Source organism: Sphingopyxis sp., from assembly GCF_051861155.1.
Classification (GTDB): domain Bacteria; phylum Pseudomonadota; class Alphaproteobacteria; order Sphingomonadales; family Sphingomonadaceae; genus Sphingopyxis.
Window position 1 is genome coordinate 428131 of sequence record NZ_JBHYDE010000003.1, and the last position, 16223, is coordinate 444353.

Consider the following 16223-nt stretch of genomic DNA (forward strand, 5'->3'; position numbering starts at 1 on the left):
GACGGGCGCCTCTTCGCTCAACCGAGCCTTGCCAATGCGGCGGTCAGGCGGTCGGCCTCGGCTTCCTTAGCGGCGTGATCGGCGCGCGCCTTGTCGACCGCCTCGGGCTTGGCGCGTTCGACGAACGACGGGTTGCCCAGGCGGCCCGCGAGGCCGTCGCGTTCCTTGGCCGCGGCGGCGAGTGCCTTGCTCAGGCGGTCGCGTTCGGCGGCGATGTCGATCACGCCTTCGAGGGGGACGGTGATCGTCTCACCCTCGACGACGAGCTGCGCCGACGCGCCCGCGGGCGCGGGGTCGAAGCTGATGGCTTGCAGGCGCGCGAGCCGGTCGAGCTGCGCCGCGAGCTTGTCGGTGCGGCCTTTGAGCGACGCCGGGAAATGCGCGGTCAGGCGCGCGCCCGGCGGCAGGCCGAGTTCGGCCTTGGCGGTGCGCAGTTCGCTGACGAGCTTGATCAGCCAGTCGATGTCAGCGCTCGCGTCGGCGTCGCGCGCAGCGTTCGGTTCGGGCCATTTCGCGGTGATGAGCGGATAATCCGCGCGGTCGCCGAGTCCCGTCCACAGCTCTTCGGTGATGAAGGGCATCAAGGGGTGGAGCATGACGAGGATCTGGTCGAGCACCCAGCCTGCGACGGCCTTGGTCTCATCGTCGATCGCGCCCTTGATCAGCTCCAGATACCAGTCGCAGAAGCGGTCCCACGCAAAGCTGTAGATCGCGTTCGCGGCTTCGTCGAAGCGATAAGCGGCGAAGGCGGTTTCCATCGCGGCGACGGTCGCGGCGACTTCGCCGATGATCCAGCGGTTGACGGGCAGGGTAGCGGCAGGAGCTGCGAGGGTGGTCGAGGCCGAAATGCCGTTGGCTTCACAGAAGCGCGCGGCGTTCCAAAGCTTGGTCGCGAAATTGCGGTATCCCGCCAAGCGTGCGTCATCCATCTTGATGTCGCGGCCCTGGCTTTCCATCGCCGCCATGAAGAAGCGCAGCGCGTCGGCGCCATATTGGTCGATCAGCCCGAGCGGGTCGACGACATTGCCCTTCGACTTCGACATCTTCGCGCCGTCGGGCGCGCGGACGAGGCCGTGGAGATAGAGCGTCTTCCACGGCACATCGCCCATGAACTCGATCCCCTGCATCGCCATGCGCGCATCCCAGAAAAAGAGGATGTCGAAGCCCGAGATCAGGACGTCATTGGGATAGTGGCGTTGAAGCAGTTCGGTGTCCTCGGGCCAGCCGAGGGTAGCGAAGGGCCAGAGCGCGGAGGAGAACCACGTGTCGAGGACGTCCTCGTCGCGGGTAAGAGTCACGCCTGCACCGGCTTCGGCCTGTGCTTCCTCTTCAGTTTCGGCAACGAAGATGCGGCCGTCCTCGGCGTACCACGCCGGAATCCGGTGCCCCCACCAGAGCTGGCGCGAGACGCACCACGGCTGGATATTCTCCATCCAGTTGAAGAAGGTCTTTTCCCACGTCTTGGGGACGATGTTGATGCGCCCGTCGCGCACCGCCGCCATCGGCGGCTGCGCGAGCGTTTCGGCGTCGACATACCATTGGTCGGTCAGCCAGGGCTCGATCACCACGCCGCCGCGGTCGCCGAAGGGGGTCTGGATCGTGCGCGGCTCGGCGTCGTGTTCGCCGCCGTCCTTGTCGATATGGGGGATCAGGAAGCCCGCTTCCTTCATCCGCATCACGACCAGTTCGCGCGCGCCGTCCTTGCCATCGCGCTTGAAACGATGGAGCCCGAGATATTCGTCGGGAATGAGCCCGTCGGCGGTCTGGATGACGTTCGCGTCGCCGTCGAGCATGTTGAGCATTTCGCCGGGTTTGAACCCCGCGCGCTTGCCGACGTCGAAGTCGTTGAAATCATGCCCCGGCGTTATCTTCACCGCGCCGCTGCCTAGTTCGGGATCGGCATGCTCGTCGGCGACGATCTTGAAGCGGCGGCCGGTGATCGGCTGGAGGATGTCCTTGCCGATCACGCTCTGGTAGCGCGGGTCGTCGGGGTGCGCCGCGACCGCCATGTCGGCGAGCATCGTTTCGGGGCGCGTCGTCGCGACGACGATATGGTCGCGCCCGTCGTCGAGCGTCACGCCGTCGGCGAGCGGGTATTTGAAATGCCAGAAGCCGCCCTGCACCTCGTGCGTTTCGACCTCGAGGTCCGAAATAGCCGTCTTGAGCTTGGGATCCCAGTTCACGAGCCGCTTGTCGCGGTAGATCAGGCCCTTTTTGTGGAGGTCGACAAACACCTTGACCACCGCGGCGGTGAAATGCGGGTCCATCGTGAATTGCTCGCGCGACCAGTCCATCGAGCAGCCGAGACGGCGCAGCTGACCGGTGATCTGGCCGCCGCTTTCCGCCTTCCACTGCCACACCTTGTCGATGAAATCTTCGCGGCTGTAATTGGTGCGCTTGTCCTGGCTCGCCTCCAGCTGGCGCTCGACGACCATTTGCGTCGCGATGCCGGCATGGTCCATGCCGACGACCCACAGCGCATCCTTGCCGCGCAGCCGCTCATAGCGGACGAGAACGTCCTGCAGCGTGTTGTCGAGCGCATGGCCGATGTGCAGCGCGCCGGTGACGTTCGGCGGCGGGTTGACGATCGTAAAGGGGGTGGCGTCGGGGCGGTGCGGGCGAAACAGCCCGCGGCTCTCCCATGCGTGAGCCCATTTCGCCTCGATTGCGGCGGGATCGAATGTTTTTTCCATCGGCATAATGCGCCGCGCTTTGCCAGCCATGGTGCGGCGCGGCAAGGGGGAACCATAGAGTTTCCGTTCGGATCGAGCGAAGTCGAGATGCCCATCGTTGGCGCGCGCCTTCGCGGTGTCTCGACTTCGCTCGACACGAACGGAATTGAGGGGTTCCTACTTCTTCAAATACCTGCCCATCCACCCGAACACCGTCTGATACCATTGGACGCTGTTCTGACCCTTCAGGATCCAGTGGTTTTCGTCGGGGAAAACCAGCAATTCGCCTTCGACGCCCTGCCGCTGCAACGCATGGAATGCGGCGAGGCTTTGGCTGTAGGGTATGCGAAAATCCTTTTCGCCGTGGATCACCAGCATCGGGGTTTTCCATTTGGTCACATGGTTCACCGGGTTCCATTTCTCGCCCTCGGCGCGCTGCCACCAGGGACCGCCATGATCAAATTCGTCGAACCAGGTTTCCTCGGTCTCGAACGCCATAGCGCGCAGATCGAACACCCCGGCGTGGTTGACCAGGCATTTGAAACCGTCGGGCCAATTGCCCGCGATCCAGTTCATCATATAGCCGCCATAAGATCCGCCGAGCGCGCAGGCGTTGGCGGTATCGACATTGGCGTCCTGCGCCCCCGCCGCGGCGAGGCCGAGCTTGAGGTCTTCGAACGGCTTGCCGCCCCAATCCTGATTGATGCTGTCGGTGAACGCCTGTCCATATCCGGTCGACCCGTGGAAATCGATTGTCACCGCGGCATAGCCGGGCGCCGAGAACAGCCTCGGGTTCCACCGCGTCGACCAGCTGTTGCCAAAGCTCGACTGCGGCCCGCCATGGACGAGAAAGGCGACCGGCACCTTGCCCTTGGCATCGGCGGTCTTGACGATCTGGCCCCACACGGTGTCGCCGTTCGCGCCCTTGAAACTGAAGCGTTTGGCATCGACGGGGTCGATTTCGGCGAGCTGCGCGCGGTTGACGTCGGTCAGGCGGGTGACCTTGCCCTTCGCATCGCGGACGAACAGGTCGGTCGGCACCGCGACGCTGTTGCGCGAATAGAGCAGCGCGCCGCCGGGCAGCGGGGTGACGTCGCCGATATTGCCTTCATAGGCGTCGGTGGTGGCCTTGAGCTTGGTGACCTTGCCGGTCTTCACATCGACGCGAAAGACGGGGTGGTCGAGCACATCCTGCGCGGTGACGTAGAGCGACTTGCCGTCCGCCGCCCACGCGATCGAACCCACCGAGCGGTCCCATGCGTCGGTGAGCTTGCGCGTTTCGCCGCTGGCGAGGTTCCGCAGCATCAGCACCTGCCGGTCGGCCTCATACCCCGGGCGCGCCATGGCGGCATAGGCGAGCCATTGGCCGTCGGGCGAGGGGGCGGGCAGGGTGTCGGTCGCCTGATTATCCGCGGTCAGGTTCTGCGGCATCATCCGGCTGTCGACCAGCCAGCTGTAAATATCGAGGTTGGTCGAGGTCGGTTCGTCCTTGTCGGCCTTGCGCAGCGTGAAAAAGACGGTGCGGCTGTCGGCGCCCCACGCGAGTTCCTCGCCGCCGCCAAAGGGCTTCGACGGGCTGTCGCCGATCAGCCCGCCGTCAACGGCCCGCGCGACGCTCGCCTTGCCGCCGTCGAGGTTGAAGACGAAGGGGCGGCTGTAGGTGCCGGGGGTTTCCCAGCTGTCCCAATGGCGCACGAAACCCGCACCGTCCTGGTAAAGGCGGCCGGTGCCAGGGCCGGGAACCGCGCCCTTGTCCTTCGCGTCGCAACCGAAGTCGGTGCATTCGCGCGGCACATCGCCCCATGCGAGCAGGCGCTTGCCATCGGGCGAAATCTTGAAGCCAGAGACATCGGCCGCGGTATCGATGACCTGCGCCGCGCCGCCGCCGACCCTGGGATCGATCCGCCACACCTGGCTTTTGCCCGAAGCGTTCGACAGGAAATACAGGCTGCCGTCGGGATGGAAGGCGGGGGCGGTTTCATTCTTGTCGGCGGTGTCGGCGACGCGCACCGGCGCGGCGTCTTTGGCTCCCCGATCGATCAGCCACAGCCCGGTTGAGCGCTTGTAGGTCGCGGTGTCGGTCTCGGTCATCTGAAATACCACCCACCGCCCGTCGGGCGACGCGGTCGGCGCCGCAACGCGCTTCAGCGTCGCGAGATCGACCTCGGTCATCGGCCGGGCAAAGGCAGGGGTGGACAGGGCGGCGGCAAGCGCGAGGGCGCTGGTCAGGATATGGTTTCGCATGAAAGCGGTGTAGCGGGGTGGCCAGTGCGTTCAAGCAAGTTCGTCGTCAGAGCTTCGGGGGCGGGCGGTCAAGTATCTGCGCGCCGTGCACCAGGGCCGGCATCCGGATATTTTGGACCGGGCGCGATCTTTCACTGCGCCCGCTAACCTTCTTTTAACCAGCCAACTCCAACAACGGCGCATGGCTATTCTCGGACATTTTTTGCCGTCCGCGTCTGCTGGCGACCAGCGTCAAGACGTGCGCCGAAAACTTAGCCTGCTTGCCCGCGGCATGCAGCATGACGGCACCGGCATCGAGGTCCAGATCCACAACATCTCTGGAACGGGCTTGCTGTTCGAAAGCGATATCAAGCTGGTCGCCTGCGACAGGATCGAAATCGAGCTGCCGCATGCTGGCGACATCACCGCGGTCGTCATATGGGCCAGCGGGCGCCTTTTCGGGTGCCAGTTCGAAGGCCCGGTATCGTCCGCAACGCTGAGCGCGGTGGAACTGAAAAGCGCCGTCGCTGCGGCGCCTGAGCTGACCACTGCCATCGCCCCGGCGCCCGGCGTTGACGAAGTTGGCGCAGATCCGGTGATCGACAACGCCGTGTGCGAGGAGTTCCAGCACCTGATCGACCGCAGCCGCGAAGAGATCGCCCGTGCCGGCGGCATCAGCGCCGACAGGGTCCGGATCATCATCGAATATTAGTGTCGACCTTGCAGACCGCGCCCGCGTCATCCTGACGACGTCGCTAACGAACGATCACGCCGCCCTTCATCACATGATCGATCTGTTCGAGCGCAGCGATATCGGCGAGCGGGTCGGCCTTCACCGCGACCATATCGGCATAGCGGCCCGGCGCGATCGCGCCGATGTCTTCGCGGCCGATTTCGACTGCGGCGCGGCCGGTGGCGGACTGGATCGCCTGCATCGCTGTCATGCCATAGCGCACCATGTAGCGGAACTGGCGCGCGTTGAGGCCGTGCGGATAGACGCCGGCGTCGGTCGCGTAGCCGATATTGACCCCCAGCGCGACGGCGCGGCGGAAGGCGGCACGCTGGGCGTCGGTGGTCTCGCGGTTCTTGCGCAGATATTCGGCCGGCCAGCCCTCTTTGGTGCCGACATCCTCGATATAATCGCCGTTATAGATGTCCATCGCCAGCCAGGTGCCGTGCTTCTTGGCGAGTTGCAGCGTCGCCTGGTCGGCCAGGCTGGCGTGTTCGATGCTGTCGACCCCGGCGTTGATCGCATTCTGGATACCGATCGCGCCATGGGCGTGCGCGGTGACCTTTTTGCCGCGGGCATGCGCAACCTGGACGATCGCGCGCAGCTGATCGACGGTCAGTTCGGGGGCGCCGGGTTCGGTCCCGATCGCGAGCACCGCGCCGGTGGCGATCGTCTTGATGAAATCGGCTCCATGGTCGAGCAAATATGTCGTCTTCGCCGCGGCTTCTTCGGGCGTTGCGGCGACGCCCAGGCGCATGTCGGGCGGCAGGTCTTCGTTGGGGACGACGCCGTTGAGTTCGCCGCCGCCCTTGGGAATGGTGAGATAGGCGCCCGCGACCCACATCCGCGGCCCTGGCACATTGCCGCGCTCGATCGCGTTACGCAGCGTCACGTCGCTGAGCCCGCGATAGGTGCCGACATCGCGAACCGCGGTGAAACCGGCGTTCAGGGTGACGCGGGCATTGCGCGCGCCGACGAGGGCGGTTTCGGCAGGTGAGGCCTTGATCGGCGCGGCAAGGTCGGCGCTCTGGCCCAGATCAGCAAGGTGGGTGTGCAGGTCGATCAGCCCGGGCAGGACGGTAAAGCCCGACCAGTCGAGCCGCGTCGCGCCCGCGGGGGGCGCGCCGCACGGCCCGACCGCCTTGATCCGTTCGGCCTCGATCGTGATGCACTGGCCGGTCCGCGCGTCGTCCGAAACGCCGTCGATCAGCCGCCCGGCCTGGACATAGAGTGTCTGCGCCGCGGCGGGCGTCGCGGCGAGTGCCGCCGCGAGCGCGGCGATCAGATGGCGGTGTCGAACGCGTTGCACTGACGCGGATCCCCCGATTGCAGGCCGCGGCGCAGCCAGCTCATCCGCTGTTCGCTGGTGCCGTGGGTAAAGCTTTCGGGGACCGGACGCTGACCCGCCGAGCGCATCAGCGTATCGTCGCCGATCGCGTTGGCGGCGCGCATTGCTTCCTCCATGTCGCCCGCTTCGAGCACCGGCTGACCGGCGCTGTTGCGCGCGCGCGCCGCCCAGACGCCGGCGTAGCAATCGGCCTGCAATTCCATGCGAACCTGCAACTGATTGCCCTCGGCCTGCGACGCGCGTTGCTGCGCCTGGCGGACCTGGTTGGAAATACCGCTGATCGTCTGGATATGATGGCCGACCTCGTGCGCGATCACATAGGCTTGCGCCGCGTCGCCCGCGGCGCCGAATTTTTGTTCGAGCTCACGGAAAAAACTGGTGTCGAGATAGACGCCCTGATCGGCGGGGCAATAAAAGGGGCCCATCGCGGCCTGCGCCGGGCCACACTCCGAACTGTTGCGGTCGGTGAAGAAGTTGAGCGTCGGCCTCTGATAGCCGCTGACCAGCCCTTCCCATACTGTGTGCGTCGATCCGAACACGTTGCAGGCGAAACGCTCCGACGCGGTGTCGCAGGCAACGCCGCTGCCACCGCGGCTGTCGGCCGCAGGGTCGGCGGTGCCGCCGCCACTGCTGAGCATGTTGGCGCCGGGGCCGAGCAGGAAAAAGGCGACCGCGCCGATCAACAGGATCGTGCCGCAGCCCATCTTGCGCCCGAGCAGCATCGGCAGGAAACCGATCAGCAGCCCGCCGAGACCACCGCCGCCGCCAAAGCCGCCGCCCCCGCCGCGCCCAAGGTCGCGAATGTCGTCGCCGGGATCATAATCGTCGAGGCGCATGGGGGTTCTCCGCCGCTAAAGTGTCTGTTCGTCCCGATAGTTACAGCAGCGACGGGCAATTGAAAGAGACTTCGCGCGCGACGCGGCGCTTGCATTCATCTATGCTGCGGCGCACCAATCGCGCTTCCACGGGCCAAAGGAACCCCCGAGTCCATGTCACGCCGTGCCGCAACCGCCGCGCTTCCGCTTCCCGACCTCGTCGTGCTTGTCCTGCAGGGCGGCGGTGCGCTCGGTGCGTTTCAGGCGGGGGTTTACGAGGCGATGATCGAGTTGGGCATCGAACTCGACTGGGTCGCGGGGATTTCGATCGGCGCGGTCAACGCCGCGATCATCGCGGGCAATCCGCGCGACGACGCGGTGGGCAAGCTGCGCGAATTCTGGGACGGCGTATCTTCGGCGCTGCCGTCGCTGCCCACCGCCGACAATGACTGGGCGCGCGAATGGGCGCATATGGCCGCGGCGGGGCAGGTGGCGGCGTTTGGAGTGCCCGGCTTCTTCACCCCGCGCTGGCCGCCGCCCGCCTTTGCCGAGCGGCAGACCCCCGAGGCGGTGAGTTTTTACGACACCGCGCCGCTGGCCCAGACGCTCGACCGGCTGGTCGACTGGGACCGGGTGAACAAGGGCAATGTCCGGCTGTCGGTCGGCGCGGTGGCGGTCGAAACCGGCAATTTCCGCTATTTCGACACCAAGTTAGAAACGCTCGATGCGCGGCACATCCTGGCGTCGGGCGCGCTGCCGCCCGGGCTGCCGCCGGTCGAGATCGACGGTTGCTGGTATTGGGACGGCGGGCTGGTGTCGAACACCCCGCTCGAGCATGTCGTCGATGCCGCGAAAGAGGATATGCTGGTGTTCCAGGTCGACCTGTTCCCGGCGCGCGGCGACCGGCCGCACGATATGGAAGAGGCCTGGTCGCGCGAGAAGGACATTCGCTATTCCAGCCGCACGCGGCGGATTTCGGACGGGCTGGTGCGGCGGCGCAAGGAACACCGGCTGATCGACCGGATGCTGGCGAAACTGCCGCCGGAGTGGCTTGACCTGCCGGAGGTCAAGGCGGTGCAGCGGATGGTCGATTGCAAGGCGCTGAACGTCGTCCAGTTGATCCACCAGCCGCCGGTGTGGCAGACGGGCGCGCGTGATTTTGAATTTTCGCGCTCGACGATGGAGGTCAATTGGGCGCTGGGCCGCGCCGCGGTCGAGGCTGCGATGAAGGACGGCCACCTGCTCGCCGACAGCATCGCCGAAGGGCGGTCGGGCAGCTTTGCGGTGCAATCCGACGCGCTGCGGGCCAAGGCCGATCCCGACATCAACTGACATTATCCCACCGAAAGGACTCCCATAATGCGTCTTAAAGGAAAAACCGCCCTCGTCACCGGATCGACCTCGGGCATCGGGCTGGGCATCGCCAAGGCGCTGGCGAGCGAGGGCGCGAATGTCATCATCAACGGGTTCGGTGACGCCGCGGCGATCGAGGCCGAGCGCGTGGCGCTGGAGGGCTTAAGCGGCGGCAAGGCGAGCTATGACGGCGCCGACCTGACCAAGGTCGATGCGATCGCCGAGATGTTTGCGCGCGCCGATACCGACATGGGCGGGGTCGACATATTGGTGAACAATGCGGGGACACAGTTCGTGTCGCCGATCGAGGATTTCCCGGTCGAGAAATGGGATCTGATCCTTGCGCTCAACCTGACCTCGGCGTTCCACACCATCCGCCACGCGGTCCCCGGCATGCGCAAAAAGGGGTGGGGGCGGATCATCGGCACCGCGTCGGCGCACTCGCTCGTCGCCTCGCCGTTCAAATCGGCCTATGTTGCGGCGAAGCACGGCCTCGTCGGGCTGACCAAGACCGTCGCGCTGGAAGTGGCTGACGCGGGGATCACCGCCAATTGCATCAGCCCCGGCTATGTCTGGACCCCGTTGGTCGAAGGGCAGATCCCCGACACGATGAAAGCGCGCGGGATGACGCGCGAGCAGGTGATCAACGACGTGCTGCTGGCGGGGCAGCCGACCAAGCAGTTCGTGACGGTCGAGCAGGTCGCGGCGCTCGCGTCGTTCCTGACTCGCGACGAGGCGGCGAACATTACCGGCGCAAACCTGAGTGTCGATGGCGGCTGGACCGCGGCCTGATACTCCGTAAGCCTTGAGCATTCCCCTTTGCCCTCCTAAGGTTAACAGAGCCGGATCAGGGGAGAGACGGAGAATGAGGGGTCGCACCAGGATTATTTTCGCCCTTATGCTGGGGCTGAGCGTTGGCGCCTGCCAGACGGTGCCCAAGCTGCCGCCGTCGGCGGCCGACGAACCGCCCGCGCCCGGCAGCTGGCGCGCCACCGCGACTGACGCGGACAAGGAGCGGATTCGCGGCTGGTACGCCAGCTGGGAGACGGCGCTGGCCGACGCGCGGGCGAAGGGGCATGGCGCCGAAATCGATCGCGAGGGGGTGCTGCTGCAGCCGATGGCGGCGCTGCCCAACGCGCATCTGCCCGCGGGCGATTATCGTTGTCGGACGATCAAGGTCGGCGCGAAGGGGCGCGGCGGCCTCAGCTATATCGCTTATGGCTGGTTCCGCTGCCGCGTGGCGCCCGAACAGGGGCTGTCGAGCCTGACCAAGCTGACCGGGTCGCAGCGCCCCGTGGGGCTGATCTTTCCCGACCATCTGAAACGCCAGATTTTCCTCGGCACGCTCGAGCTGGGCGACGAGAAGATGGCGGTGAATTATGGCAGCGACCGGATGCGCGACATGGCGGGGCTGGTCGAACGCATCGGCGACAATCGATGGCGGCTTGTGCTGCCCGCCCCGGCGTATGAATCGCTGGTCGACGTGATCGAACTGGTCCCGGCGGGCTGACAAGCGTTTGAGTGGATTCTTTATTCCCGTTTCTGTTTCCCGTTCGTGTCGAGCGAAGTCGAGACACGCTTGGGGCGCGCTACGCTGCGGGGTGTCTCGACTTCGCTCGACACGAACGGATTGGGTTCGGCTCATAACAGCTTGATACAGGGGAATCAGATGCGAACTTTGTGGACGGGCGCCGCGGCGCTGGCGCTCGCGGTATCGGGGGCGTCGCCCGCGGCGGCGCAGCAGCTGGGCGGCGAGGTGCAGAAGCAGATGCCGTCGCTGATGAAAATTTATGACGATCTGCACGCCAACCCCGAACTCAGCTTCATGGAGGTGCGCTCGGCGGGCATTTTGGCGGCCGAGGCGCGCAAGCTGGGGTTTGCGGTGACCGAAAAGGTCGGCGGCACCGGCATCGTCGCGGTGATGAAGAACGGCCCCGGACCGGTGGTGCTGGTCCGCGCCGACATGGACGGGCTGCCGGTGACCGAGCAGACCGGGCTGCCCGGCGCGTCGAAGGTGCGCGTCACGACCGCGGAAGGCGTCGAGACCGGGGTGATGCACGCGTGCGGCCATGACACGCATATGACCGCGTGGGTCGGCGTCGCGCGGTTGATGGCGGCGAACAAGGCGAAATGGTCGGGGACGCTGGTGATGATCGGCCAGCCCGCCGAAGAACGCGGCGCGGGGGCGCGGATGATGCTGGAGGACGGGCTTTATACGCGCTTCCCTAAGCCGCAATATGCCCTGGCGTTCCACGACGCGGCGCAGTTTCCCGCGGGAATGATCGGCTACACCCCGGGCTATGCGCTCGCCAATGTCGATAGCGTCGACATTTTGGTGAAGGGCGTCGGCGGCCACGGCGCCTATCCGCAGACGACCAAGGATCCGATCGTGCTGGCCAGCCGCATCGTGTCGACGTTGCAGACGTTGGTGTCGCGCGAGATCAGCCCGCTCGACAGCGCGGTGGTGACCGTCGGCAGCTTTCACGCCGGGGCGAAGCACAATATCATCTCGGACGAGGCGCGGTTGCAGCTGACGGTGCGCAGCTATTCGGACGAGGTGCGCAATCATCTGCTCGACGGCATCGCGCGGATTGCGAGGGGCGAGGCGATTGCGGCGGGGATTCCCGACGACAAGATGCCGGTGGTGAGCGTCGCCAAGGACGAGTTCACGCCATCGACCTTCAACACCCCCGATTTCACCGAAGAGATGGCGGCATATCTGAAAAACAGTTTCGGCGACAAACGCGTGATGCAGATCCCGCCGGTGATGGGCGGCGAAGATTTCGGCCGCTTTTCGCGCGACGACAAGGACATCAAAAGCCTGATCATCTGGGTCGGCGGCGTCCCGCAGGCCGAGTATGACGCGGCGAAAAAGGAAGGCCGGACGCTGCCGAGCCTGCACTCGCCGTACTGGGCGCCCGAGGCCGACAAGGTGATCGCGACCGCGACCGAGGCGCTGACCGCGATGGCGATGAAGTTGATGGGGAAGTAGTAAGCGGGAACGACGGGCGTTGATGGGCGTCACCAACACGGTAATTTCCCGGACACGGACAGGCTCGTCATATCCTGCGGTTGATTAATTTGGGCATTCACCGCCGATCCCCGCCTTTGACGATGTTGACACCCGACCCGTTACCGCAATGCTCGATCTGTCCACGCAACTGCCTCCCAAATTAATTGGGATGGACGTGTCACCGTGCCTGTGGTGAGCAAAGATATGTCTGCCAAGGAACAATCCATCGGCTTGTCCGCATGCCTGACCGACCGGGAAATGGAAGTTTTGCGTCTGTTGGTCGCTGGGCATACCGTCAAGACCATCGCAGCGCGTCTAGGCCGTTCGGAGACCTCGATTAACGAGCGTTTGCGCTCCGCCCGCCGTAAGACAGGCGTCGGCAGCAGCCGCGAATTGGCGCGGCTTCTGGACCCCCAGAAAACTTGTGACGAAAATATCGATCTTTCGAGCAGACGGTACCCGGTGAAAGGTTTGGCGCACGCCGCAACCGTCGGGGTTCGTGGTTTGAAAGGAAAGATCGTCATGCTCATTGCAATACCGCTGGCCGCCGCTGGGTTAATGGTCGCAACCGCCCCTTCCGCCGATCAGGTCGGAGCACCCGCCGCCGTTTACGGCGCGGCATCCCAGCAACGGCCGCTGGTCGGAAGCTGGTCGCTGGACGCGTCGCTCATGCCCGAGGAAGAACAGCCTCAACGGGTGACGATGACTTTCCGCGCATCGCAAGACGGCAAATGGACAACGCGTGTCGAAATCGTCGCGCCAGACGGCTCCCGCAGGCATGCGGAATCGACCGCCGCTCTTGATGGCGTTCCTGTACCGATCACCGGCAATATGGATTTCATCGACACTGTTGCCCTGCGTCAGCCAGCGCCGGACACATTGGTGATGACACTGGGAAAGGCAGGGGCGCGGGTGTCGACGAGAGTCTATACCGTCGCCAAGGATTTGAAATCCATGACCGAAACGATTGTCTGGTCCAGCGACAAGCTTCAAAAATTGGAAACGACGCACTTTAATCGAATTTCTTGATCGCGACCGCCGGCATCGCCAGGCGCTACGAAGAAATGCCGGTCCTCACGCGTTCGCCGTCCGCAAAATTGCAGACGTCGCACGCGCGCAATGCCCCCTCCCAACCTTCGGCACCCCGGGCTTGCCCCCGGGGGCCGCCTTGTCCCATTTCGCGATATGGCACCGAGCAGCGTAGCTGCGATCCCTGGCTTCTCCGTCATTCTCCCGTGAAAGTAGCGAAGCTGCCGCCGCGTCCTTCGCCTTCGGTAAAGCGTTTGGCCCCCGCCGTCGCGCCCTCACGCAAAGGAGCGGTCCCGGCATGGGCTTCGTGAGCGAGCGCGGCTTCGAGATCGAAGTCCCATTGGCGGTAGGCGCTCAGCCGGTCGCTGTTCATGCACAATTGCGGAAAGACGGCGATCTGTTTGGCGAGTGCGATCGCGGCGGACATCGCTTCGCCATCGGCGACGATGCGGTCGACGAGGCCGATGTGGTGGGCTTCTTGCGCCTCGACCGATCGTCCGGTCAGGATCATGTCGAGCGCGCGGCCTTGCCCGACAATGCGCGGCAGGCGGACGGTGCCGCCGTCGATCAGCGGCACGCCCCAGCGGCGGCAATAGACGCCGAACACCGCGCTGGCGGCGGCGACGCGCAGGTCACACCACAGCGCGAGTTCGAGCCCGCCCGCGACGGCATGCCCCTCGACCGCGGCGATCACCGGCTTGTCCAGCAGCATCCGCGTCGGTCCCATCGGGCCGGGACCGTCGGGGTCGTAGCGCGAAGCGCCGACGGCATTGAGGTCGAAGCCGGCACAGAAATGCCCCGCGCTGCCGGTCAGGATAGCGACGCGCGCGTCGCTGTCGTCGGCAAAGGCGGCGAAGGCTTCACGCAATGCGATGGCTGTACCGGGGTCGACCGCGTTGCGGCGCGCCGGGCGGTCAATCGTGACGATCATGACGGGGCCATCTCGGCTGATGATGACGGACAAACGAACCTCCCCTGTTGCCGACCTGTCGCCGGGATCGGTATTTTTTCCGCTAGCATGATCGTCCGGGGTCTTGAAACGCTGATGCGGGCGCCCTAAATCGGACTCATGCGGGCCGGGCCCCTCTGGCGTCGGCAGGATCATTCCTGCCACGTGATGTCGGACCGCATCGGGTGACACCGATGCTCTGGGCCCTCCTCCCCCCTTAAACCCTGGGTCCGACATCGGCGTCACCTGCTTGATTTTCAATCAGGAGGCCCATTTTCATGACGCTTAATCCCAATCTTTATCGGCTTACCATGTTGCACCGCCAGCTCGACGAAGCGGCGCGCCGCGAAGCGCGGCGGCGCGGGGCCGATCCGTTTCGGCTGCTACGGCTCAAAACGCTGAAGCTCGCGGTCAAGCGGCGCCTGGCAGCGCTGTCGCTGCGCCCGGCGCTCGCGCGCTAATCGATCCTAACCAAGACCGGAAGCGTCGCCCCGCCGGGGCGGCGCCTTCTGGCGTATCCAGGGACAATCACCATGGAATTTCTGTTTGCCGACTGGCTGGGCACGCCCGCCTGGTTCTGGCTGGCGTTTATCACGCTCGTCATCGCGCTCACCGCCTTCGACCTTGGCGTCCTCAACAAGGAGGACAAGGAGATGGGGATTGGCGAGAGCCTGCGGCTCTCGGCGCTCTACATCGGCATTGCGATGGCGTTTGGCGCCTGGGTCTGGGCCGCGAAGGGCGGCGAGGCGGGGCTGCAATATTACACCGGCTTCTTTATCGAGAAGGCGCTGTCGATCGACAATATCTTTGTCATTTCGCTGATCTTTGCGACCTTTGCGATCCCGCCGCGCTACCAGTATCGCGCGCTGCTGTGGGGCATCGTCGCGGTCATCGTGCTGCGCGGGATCATGATCGCGGGCGGCGCGGCGCTGGTCACCGAATATGAATGGCTGCTCTACGTCTTTGCCGCGTTCCTGGTGTTCACGGGCATCAAGATGCTGTTCGCGGGCGACAAGCCGATGGACGTCGCGGGCAATCCGGTGGTCAAATGGCTGTCGCGTCACATCCCGATCACGGGCGAGCTGCACGGCGAGAAATTCTTTGTGCGGGTGCCGGATAGCAAGACGGGCAAGCTGGTGCTGGCGGCGACGCCTTTGTTCCTCGCGCTCGTCGTCATCAACCTCGCCGATCTGGTGTTCGCGGTCGATAGCGTGCCGGCGATCTTTGCGATCACCACCGACACGTTCATCGTCTATACGTCGAACATCATGGCGATCCTCGGCCTGCGCGCGTTGTACTTCGCGCTGTCGGCGATGGTGCACCGCTTCCACTATCTCAAATATGCGCTCGCGCTGGTGCTGGTGTTCATCGGGTCGAAGATCTTCGTCGCCGATTTCATCCTGGGCGGCGACAAGTTCCCGCCGCTGGTCAGCTTGGGCGTCACGGTGGGCTTGATCGCGGGCGGCATCATCTGGTCGCTGGTCAAAACGCGCCAAGAGGACGCGTTGCCGCAACCATAAAAATGTCCGCCGGAAGCCTTGCGGTTTCCGACGGACAGGCTTTCCTCCCCAGGAAAGCTCGGGAGGCGCGGGGGCTGGGTCGCTAGCCCCCGCACCAAGAGGGAAGGCGCGGGGGGTGCAACGGGCCCCCGCGCCAAGCTCGGGATTTACGCGGCGAACTGGTTCATCGTATTGTCTTTGCCCGCCGCCTTGAGGGCCGCTTCGCCGGCGAAATATTCCTTGTGATCGTCGCCGATGTCGCTGCCCGACATATTCTGGTGCTTCACGCAGGCGATGCCCTGACGGATCTCGGCACGCTGGACGCCCTTGACGTAACCCAGCATCGCTTCGTCGCCGAAATATTCCTTGGCGAGATTGTCGGTCGACAGCGCCGCGGTGTGATAGGTCGGCAGGGTGATCAGGTGGTGGAAGATGCCCGCCCGCTTTGCCGAATCGCGCTGGAAGGTGCGGATGCGGTTATCGGCTTCGTCGCCGAGCGGGGTGCCGTCATAATCGACGCTCATCAGCTTGGCGCGGTCATAGGCGCTGACGTCCTTGCCCTCGGCGCTCCACGCGTCGAACACCTGCTGGC

13 protein-coding genes and 1 pseudogene are annotated in these 16223 nt (G+C 65.0%); 8 read left to right on the forward strand and 6 right to left on the reverse strand.

What is annotated here, in order from left to right; genetic code table 11:
* Nucleotides 1-17: 17 nt before the first annotated feature.
* Both ACTIFP_RS08185 and ACTIFP_RS08190 read right to left on the reverse strand, forming a co-directional pair.
* Nucleotides 18-2699 (reverse strand): valine--tRNA ligase, encoded by a 2682-nt coding sequence (locus ACTIFP_RS08185; protein ID WP_439568211.1) that lies wholly within the window; start codon nucleotides 2697-2699, stop codon nucleotides 18-20.
* A 150-nt stretch (nucleotides 2700-2849) separates the two neighbouring features.
* On the reverse strand, nucleotides 2850-4916 hold the full coding sequence (locus ACTIFP_RS08190) for a dipeptidyl-peptidase 5 (protein WP_439568212.1): 2067 nt from the start codon (nucleotides 4914-4916) through the stop codon (nucleotides 2850-2852).
* A gap of 181 nt (nucleotides 4917-5097) precedes the next feature.
* Here ACTIFP_RS08190 and ACTIFP_RS08195 point away from each other — a divergent pair, with 181 nt between their 5' ends.
* Nucleotides 5098-5607, forward strand: coding sequence for a PilZ domain-containing protein (locus ACTIFP_RS08195; protein ID WP_439568213.1), 510 nt, complete (start codon nucleotides 5098-5100; stop codon nucleotides 5605-5607).
* A 43-nt stretch (nucleotides 5608-5650) separates the two neighbouring features.
* On the opposite strand, the gene ACTIFP_RS08200 is transcribed toward ACTIFP_RS08195, so the two are convergent.
* Both ACTIFP_RS08200 and ypfJ read right to left on the reverse strand, forming a co-directional pair.
* On the reverse strand, nucleotides 5651-6934 hold the full coding sequence (locus ACTIFP_RS08200) for an amidohydrolase family protein (protein WP_439568214.1): 1284 nt from the start codon (nucleotides 6932-6934) through the stop codon (nucleotides 5651-5653).
* Nucleotides 6907-7809 carry a KPN_02809 family neutral zinc metallopeptidase gene (gene ypfJ / locus ACTIFP_RS08205; RefSeq protein WP_439568215.1) on the reverse strand — a complete coding sequence of 301 codons (903 nt, stop codon included), beginning with the start codon at nucleotides 7807-7809 and terminating at the stop codon, nucleotides 6907-6909. Before ypfJ ends, ACTIFP_RS08200 begins: the two co-directional genes overlap by 28 nt.
* A gap of 153 nt (nucleotides 7810-7962) precedes the next feature.
* Between ypfJ and ACTIFP_RS08210 the strand changes: the two genes are divergently transcribed.
* From ACTIFP_RS08210 to ACTIFP_RS08230, 5 genes are all read left to right on the forward strand, one after another.
* Complete coding sequence (locus ACTIFP_RS08210; RefSeq protein ID WP_439568216.1) at nucleotides 7963-9120, forward strand: patatin-like phospholipase family protein; 1158 nt, start codon at nucleotides 7963-7965, stop codon at nucleotides 9118-9120.
* 27 nt (nucleotides 9121-9147) lie between these two features.
* Nucleotides 9148-9933 (forward strand): 3-hydroxybutyrate dehydrogenase, encoded by a 786-nt coding sequence (locus tag ACTIFP_RS08215; protein WP_439568217.1) that lies wholly within the window; start codon nucleotides 9148-9150, stop codon nucleotides 9931-9933.
* Nucleotides 9934-10039: 106 nt separating this feature from the next.
* A complete protein-coding gene (locus ACTIFP_RS08220) occupies nucleotides 10040-10651 on the forward strand; it encodes a DUF4893 domain-containing protein (protein WP_439568218.1) in 612 nt (203 codons plus the stop codon).
* A gap of 159 nt (nucleotides 10652-10810) precedes the next feature.
* The gene (locus ACTIFP_RS08225) at nucleotides 10811-12133 is read left to right on the forward strand and encodes an amidohydrolase (RefSeq protein ID WP_439568219.1); all 1323 of its coding nucleotides are present in this window, start codon (nucleotides 10811-10813) and stop codon (nucleotides 12131-12133) included.
* A gap of 213 nt (nucleotides 12134-12346) precedes the next feature.
* Complete coding sequence (locus ACTIFP_RS08230; RefSeq protein WP_439568220.1) at nucleotides 12347-13183, forward strand: helix-turn-helix domain-containing protein; 837 nt, start codon at nucleotides 12347-12349, stop codon at nucleotides 13181-13183.
* Between the two features lie 196 nt (nucleotides 13184-13379).
* Here the strand turns inward: ACTIFP_RS08230 and ACTIFP_RS08235 are convergent, their stop codons facing one another.
* The gene (locus tag ACTIFP_RS08235) at nucleotides 13380-14147 is read right to left on the reverse strand and encodes a crotonase/enoyl-CoA hydratase family protein (RefSeq protein WP_439568221.1); all 768 of its coding nucleotides are present in this window, start codon (nucleotides 14145-14147) and stop codon (nucleotides 13380-13382) included.
* Between the two features lie 263 nt (nucleotides 14148-14410).
* Here ACTIFP_RS08235 and ACTIFP_RS08240 point away from each other — a divergent pair, with 263 nt between their 5' ends.
* Both ACTIFP_RS08240 and ACTIFP_RS08245 read left to right on the forward strand, forming a co-directional pair.
* A complete protein-coding gene (locus ACTIFP_RS08240) occupies nucleotides 14411-14593 on the forward strand; it encodes a DUF465 domain-containing protein (RefSeq protein WP_439568222.1) in 183 nt (60 codons plus the stop codon).
* A gap of 72 nt (nucleotides 14594-14665) precedes the next feature.
* On the forward strand, nucleotides 14666-15652 hold the full coding sequence (locus tag ACTIFP_RS08245) for a TerC family protein (RefSeq protein WP_439568223.1): 987 nt from the start codon (nucleotides 14666-14668) through the stop codon (nucleotides 15650-15652).
* Nucleotides 15653-15798: 146 nt separating this feature from the next.
* Here ACTIFP_RS08245 and ACTIFP_RS08250 read toward each other — a convergent pair.
* Nucleotides 15799-16223, reverse strand: a pseudogene (locus ACTIFP_RS08250) (isocitrate lyase); the annotation flags it as partial.